This is a genomic window from Arsenophonus sp. ENCA, assembly GCF_002287155.1.
GTDB lineage: Bacteria > Pseudomonadota > Gammaproteobacteria > Enterobacterales > Enterobacteriaceae > Arsenophonus > Arsenophonus nilaparvatae.
Genome location: NZ_NHNG01000073.1, coordinates 1 through 6,519 on the forward strand (window position 1 = coordinate 1; position 6,519 = coordinate 6,519).

6 protein-coding genes and 2 pseudogenes are annotated in these 6,519 nt (G+C 39.2%); 7 read left to right on the forward strand and 1 reads right to left on the reverse strand.

Annotated features, from left to right (window positions below; genetic code table 11):
* Window positions 1-212 (forward strand): annotated as a pseudogene (locus CBG25_RS02290) (hypothetical protein); the annotation flags it as partial.
* On the opposite strand, the gene CBG25_RS02295 reads toward CBG25_RS02290, so the two are convergent.
* A complete protein-coding gene (locus CBG25_RS02295) occupies window positions 169-414 on the reverse strand; it encodes a transcriptional regulator (RefSeq protein WP_290604236.1) in 246 nt (81 codons plus the stop codon). The pseudogene CBG25_RS02290 and the gene CBG25_RS02295 overlap by 44 nt on opposite strands.
* A 299-nt stretch (window positions 415-713) precedes the next feature.
* Here CBG25_RS02295 and CBG25_RS02300 point away from each other — a divergent pair.
* The 6 genes and pseudogenes from CBG25_RS02300 to CBG25_RS21235 all read left to right on the forward strand — a co-directional run.
* Window positions 714-833, forward strand: a pseudogene (locus tag CBG25_RS02300) (esterase YqiA); the annotation flags it as partial.
* 96 nt (window positions 834-929) lie between these two features.
* Window positions 930-2,825, forward strand: coding sequence for a DNA topoisomerase IV subunit B (parE, locus tag CBG25_RS02305; protein ID WP_290604238.1), 1,896 nt, complete (start codon window positions 930-932; stop codon window positions 2,823-2,825).
* Between the two features lie 36 nt (window positions 2,826-2,861).
* Window positions 2,862-5,117, forward strand: a complete 2,256-nt coding sequence (gene parC, locus CBG25_RS02310) for a DNA topoisomerase IV subunit A (RefSeq protein WP_290604240.1) — start codon at window positions 2,862-2,864, stop codon at window positions 5,115-5,117.
* A 51-nt stretch (window positions 5,118-5,168) separates the two neighbouring features.
* The gene (locus CBG25_RS02315) at window positions 5,169-5,903 is read left to right on the forward strand and encodes a 1-acylglycerol-3-phosphate O-acyltransferase (RefSeq protein ID WP_290604242.1); all 735 of its coding nucleotides are present in this window, start codon (window positions 5,169-5,171) and stop codon (window positions 5,901-5,903) included.
* A 209-nt stretch (window positions 5,904-6,112) separates the two neighbouring features.
* Window positions 6,113-6,340 carry a hypothetical protein gene (locus CBG25_RS02320; protein ID WP_290604244.1) on the forward strand — a complete coding sequence of 76 codons (228 nt, stop codon included), beginning with the start codon at window positions 6,113-6,115 and terminating at the stop codon, window positions 6,338-6,340.
* A gap of 57 nt (window positions 6,341-6,397) precedes the next feature.
* Window positions 6,398-6,519 (forward strand): helix-turn-helix domain-containing protein (locus CBG25_RS21235; protein WP_366212652.1); only part of this gene is annotated, 122 nt, incomplete at its 3' end.

The window sequence follows — 6,519 nt, forward strand, 5'->3', positions numbered from 1 at the left end:
ATCGAGAAGTTAAACAAAATTGTGGTATTGAACGCTGTCAGGCTCGCACGAGCCGAGCGCAAAGAAATCATATTTTTCTCGCTATTTCTGCGTGGTTTGAACAACATAAACGTCGTATATCTGAAAAAATAACCCTTTATCAACAAAATTGGGACGTAATCAAAAATGCTATTGCTGAGCACATCCGTGTTTTATTAGCGTACCCAAATTAGTTTTGTGCGAAACTCTTGACTTCGATTTAGCTGCTGCTATATCCCGCTGAACCAATCGATAGTTGACTGAACGTAAAACTGAAATTTGCTTCTGTGGTATAGTAAAGGAAAATAATAACGATGTTTCAAATTCAACTGAGGTGAGTTCAGGAAAAAGATTGCGTAACTCTGGATATTGGGCGATGTCAACGATTTTCATCATGCGACACCTTCCATTGTATACAGATTAGCATGTTGTATTAACGATTGTGCTTCACAAATGCGCACAGGAAAGCTAGACTTTTTCATTAGCCTTAGTCCTATTCTATCTAGGTTTAGGGTTAGCTGGCTGTTGGGATTAACGGTCCCTTTAGTCAGCGACAGTTTTGCAAAAAAATACACTCACTATTCAACTTAACCCATTGATTTATAGTGAGTGAAATCGCTTGTTTTTACGTGTAAATGCGTATATTAAATGAGCTAAATTTTTTTAAATAATTGATATATAATTATTTTATTTTTATTTATTATCTTATGGAGTGTAAGCAAACAATAGCGCCAGGAGGTAACCATGCTTTTGTTGGATTTGACTACTATTTTCCACAAATTATGCGTTTTTTAGCTTTGGCAAAGGCAAAATAAGTAAAAAATTATCCAAAATAGCTAAATGACTGTTATTATCATCAGTATCTCAGCATTTATTTGCCTAATTAATCATCAATTACCGCAGAAAATAATATGACTCAATCTAGTTATAATGCAGAGGCAATCGAGGTCCTCAGTGGTTTAGAACCTGTACGTCGTCGCCCAGGCATGTACACCGATACTTCTCGACCAAATCACCTGGCACAGGAAGTAATTGATAATAGCGTGGATGAGGCGCTTGCCGGTTATGCTAAACGTATCGATGTAATCTTGTATGAAGATCAGTCACTGGAAGTGATTGATGATGGCCGAGGTATGCCGGTTGATATTCATCCAGAAAAGAAGGTACCGGCTGTAGAGCTGATTTTGGGGCAGTTACATGCCGGGGGAAAATTTTCTAATAAAAATTATCAATTTTCTGGTGGGCTACATGGTGTTGGCATTTCAGTGGTCAATGCATTATCAAAACGTATTGAAGTAACTGTTAGTCGTGATAGCCAAATATACCGAATTGCTTTTGAAAATGGTGAAAAAGTTCAGGAACTTGAGGTTATTGGTAGTTGTGCTAAACGCACGACTGGTACCGGTGTCCGTTTTTGGCCTGATAGCCATTTTTTTGACAACCCACGCTTTTCCATTTCGCGTTTAGTGCATGTATTAAAAGCCAAGGCTGTGCTATGCCCTGGTGTTGAAATCGTCTTTAAGGATAAAATAAATAATACTGAGCAGACATGGCGTTATAACGATGGCTTGACCGACTATCTAATGGAAGCAGTGAACGGATTAGTGACTTTACCTGAGAAAGCGTTTGTTGGTAATTTTGCCGGCCAAATAGAAATGGTCGATTGGGCCCTGCTTTGGTTACCAGAAGGTGGAGAACTATTAACCGAAAGTTATGTTAACCTTATTCCAACCCCACAGGGGGGTACCCATGTTAATGGGTTACGCCAGGGCTTACTGGATGCGATGAGGGAGTTTTGTGAATACCGTAATTTACTTCCGCGCGGTGTTAAATTGACAGGTGATGATATTTGGGAACGCTGTGCTTATGTCTTATCAGTCAAAATGCAAGATCCACAATTTGCCGGCCAAACCAAAGAACGTCTTTCTTCTCGCCAGAGTGCTGCGTTTGTTTTCGGGGTAGTAAAAGATGCTTTTAGTTTGTGGTTAAACCAAAATGTTCAAGAAGCTGAGCAATTAGCGGAACTCACCATTTCAAGTGCACAAAGGCGTCTGCGAGCAGCGAAAAAAGTCGTGCGCAAGAAACTGACCAGCGGGCCTGCGTTACCCGGCAAGTTAGCCGATTGTACTTCTCAAGATCTTAATTTTACTGAGCTATTTTTAGTTGAAGGAGATTCAGCCGGCGGCTCGGCTAAGCAGGCTCGTGATCGAGAATATCAGGCGATTATGCCGCTAAGAGGGAAAATATTGAATACTTGGGAAGTATCTTCCGATGAGGTTTTAGCTTCACAGGAAGTCCATGATATTTCAGTAGCTATTGGTATTGATCCAGACAGCGATGATCTTAGCCAACTCCGTTACGGTAAGATTTGTGTGCTTGCCGATGCAGATTCAGATGGATTGCATATTGCAACCTTACTCTGCGCGCTTTTTGTTCGCCACTTTCCCGCTTTAGTAAAAGCAGGCCATATTTATATTGCTATGCCACCCTTATACCGTATTGATCTAGGTAAAGAAGTCTATTATGCCCTCGATGAAGGTGAAAAAGCCGCGGTCCTCGACAGACTAAGCTATAAGCGCGGCAAACCGAATGTCCAGCGTTTTAAAGGGTTAGGCGAAATGAATCCGACTCAATTACGCGAAACCACACTTGATCCCAATACACGACGTTTAGTGCAGCTCATTATTAATGATGAGAATTATCAAGAAACACTAGCGATGATGGATATGTTATTGGCGAAAAAACGAGCAGAAGATCGTCGAAATTGGTTACAAGATAAAGGCGATGCGATAGAAATTGAAGTGTAATCGACACTGTTAACCAGAGATTAAGGAATCAAATGAATGAGTGAGATTACTCACGATGGTGTAGAGCAGCAACCACTTTATACCTTTACCGAAAATGCCTATCTCAATTATTCCATGTATGTCATCATGGACAGAGCATTGCCATTTATTGGTGATGGGTTAAAACCTGTTCAGCGACGAATTGTTTATGCCATGTCTGAACTTGGTTTGAGTAATGCCGCTAAGTATAAAAAATCAGCTCGTACAGTCGGTGATGTATTGGGAAAATATCATCCGCATGGTGATAGCGCTTGTTATGAAGCCATGGTATTGATGGCACAACCATTTTCCTATCGTTATCCATTAGTTGATGGTCAGGGAAACTGGGGAGCCCCTGATGATCCTAAATCGTTTGCTGCTATGCGTTACACTGAGTCAAGATTGTCAAAATATGCTGAAACGCTACTCAGTGAATTAGGATTGGGAACGGTATCCTGGACACCTAACTTTGATGGAACATTAACCGAACCCAAAACACTACCGGCAAGATTACCCAATATTCTGCTAAATGGCACGACAGGAATTGCCGTTGGTATGGCGACCGATATTCCGCCGCATAATGCTCGTGAGGTAGCAAGCGCGTTAGTTGCTTTATTGGAAAATCCAAAAGCTGATCTTAAAATGTTGATGGGGTTTATTCCCGCTCCTGATTATCCAACAGAAGCAGAAATTATTTCATCAAAAGAAGATATTCAAAAAATTTACCAAACAGGCCGTGGTTCAATTCGGTTACGTGCTGTATGGGAAATGGATGATGGCAATGCCGTTATTACTGCACTACCTCATCAAGTTTCAGGTGCTAAGCTGTTGGAGCAGATTGCTTCACAAATGCGTGCCAAAAAATTACCGATGGTAGAAGATCTACGTGATGAATCAGATCATGAAAATCCAACACGTTTAGTGATTGTACCTAGAAGTAATCGGATTGATTTAGAACAAGTGATGACACATTTGTTTGCCACGACCGATCTAGAAAGAAGTTATCGGGTCAATTTGAATATGATTGGCCTGGATAATCGTCCGGCAGTTAAAGGACTGGTAGAAATTTTAAATGAATGGTTATTATTTAGACGAGAAACCGTACGTAATCGCTTAAATCATCGTTTAGAAAAAGTATTAAAACGCTTACATATCCTTGAGGGTTTATTAATAGCTTATCTTAATATAGATGAGGTTATCCATATTATCCGTAATGAAGATGAGCCTAAAGCAGTATTAGTGTCCCGTTTTGCGCTTTCAGAAACTCAGGCTGAATCTATTCTGGAATTGAAATTGCGTCATTTGGCTAAACTGGAGGAATTTAAATTACGTGGTGAGCAAGATGAATTAGCTAAAGAGCGTGATCAACTGCAAGCTATTTTAGGCTCTGAGCGTCGTTTAAGCACCTTGATCAAGAAAGAAATTGAAACCGATGCCCAGACTTATAGTGATGATCGTCGCTCACCACTTAAGGAGCGTATTGAAGCAAAAGCCATGAATGAACATGATATTTTGCCTTCTGAGCCGGTTACTATTGTTCTTTCTGTTATGGGATGGGTGAGAAGCGCAAAAGGTCATGATATTGATCCGACTAATCTTAACTATAAAGCTGGAGATGGTTTCCGTAGCTCAGCAAGGGGCAAAACGAATCAACCGGTTGTTTTCCTTGATAGTACTGGACGTAGTTATTCCCTTGATCCGCTTGATCTTCCTTCTGCCCGCGGACAAGGAGAGCCACTTACTGGTAAATTGGCATTACCACCTGGCGCAACGATTGAACATGTATTGGCTGCTCCCGAAGAACAAAAATATTTGTTAGCATCGGATGCAGGTTATGGTTTTATTTGTACTTTTAGCGATTTAGTGGCAAAAAATAAAGCAGGTAAAGCATTAATTACCTTACCTAATAATGCAAAGGTACTGGCGCCATTAGAAGTCAATAATGAAAAGCAAGATTTATTATTGGCAATTACTAACGCAGGGAGAATGTTAATATTTCCTGTTAGTGATCTCCCTCAGCTCTCTAAAGGTAAAGGTAATAAAATTATTAATATTGCAGCGGCTCAATCAGCCAGCAGAGAGGATTTTCTAGTTTGGTTAATGTTTTTGCAGCCTCAGTCTTCAATTACCCTCTATTTTGGCAAACGAAAACTGAAATTAAATCCAGAAGATTTGCAAAAATATCGTGCTGAACGAGGTCGTAAAGGTTCTTCATTACCTCGTGGATTACAGAGTATTGAGCGTATAGAAGTAACGCCTCCTAGTAATGGATAGTTTTTGATTTTTTTTATAGGTGTGTGAAGTTACTTATTACTTGAGGTAAATATGTTAGCCATTGTTCGTATTATTATTGTGATCCTATTTACGATATTGGTTTGCGTGTTAGGTTGTTTTTATTGCTTATTCAGTCCAAGAAATCCACACCATGTTATGCGCTTTGGCCGACTGTTTGGCAAATTATCTTATGTTTTTGGTATTACCATTATTAATCGGGTACCTTCTGAAGCGAAAGATTACGGTCCCAGTATTTATATCGGTAATCATCAAAATAACTATGATATGGTAACTATGTCAAATGCAGTACAGCCAAATACCGTTACTGTTGGAAAAAAAAGCTTAGTATTTATCCCTTTTTTCGGTCAACTATATTGGTTGGCCGGTAATATTCTCATTGATAGGGCTAATCGAACTAAAGCGCACAATACCATTTCACAGGTTGTTAAGCAGATTAAAAAAAGGAAAATTTCTATTTGGATGTTTCCTGAGGGAACCCGTAGTCGTGGTCGAGGTTTACTGCCATTTAAAACCGGTGCATTTTATGCAGCAATTGCAGCTGGGATTCCGATAGTACCAGTCTGTTTATCTGAAACAGAAGGGCGCATTAAACTGAATCGTTGGAATAATGGAGTAGTGGTTGTCGAAATGCTACCGCCTATTGATACAACAAAGTATAATCGGGAAAACGTGCGTGAATTAGCAGAATATTGCCATGATTTATTCAAAGTTAAAATTGCAGAATTAAATAAAGAAGTGGCAGAAATAGAACAAAAAATGAAATAAAGTTTAAGTTCATTTTTCAAGCAAATTAGTTTCTAAATTGTCATATTTAACAATATATTAATATTTGGCGTTGTATCAATCTATCGTCTTAATGGAATATAGTTATCAAACAATTGTGATAATACAATTACTAGCGGATAGTAAGATAAGGATCTTTCCTGGATGAACAATAAATGGCGCTAGCTTATTAATGATTTTGTGGAGAAGATATGTCACTAAGTCGGCGTCGATTTCTTAAGCTATCAAGTATAGCTATAAGTGTTTCTATGCTTCCTGCTGCGGTTAGAGCAGAAAAAAATGAAGGGTATCCATTATTGCCAATCCCACCTTTATTGGAATCTCATTTTGGTCAACCGCTGTTTCTTACGTTGAAAAAATCTTATTGGTCTTTTGATGGTAGCCATCCGCCAATTCCCAAACGAAATGCAACAAAGTAAATCCTTGGTCATACATAGATAAAATTACTGTAATGACCCCATAAGAGATACTGTTGTATGAAGGGAAAACATTTGAACTTACATGAGCGTTTTTATATCGAAAAACGAATAATTGACGGTGTTACTCAGGCCACTATTGCTAGAGAATTGGGGCTTTCTCGTTCAACTGTCAGCAGGGA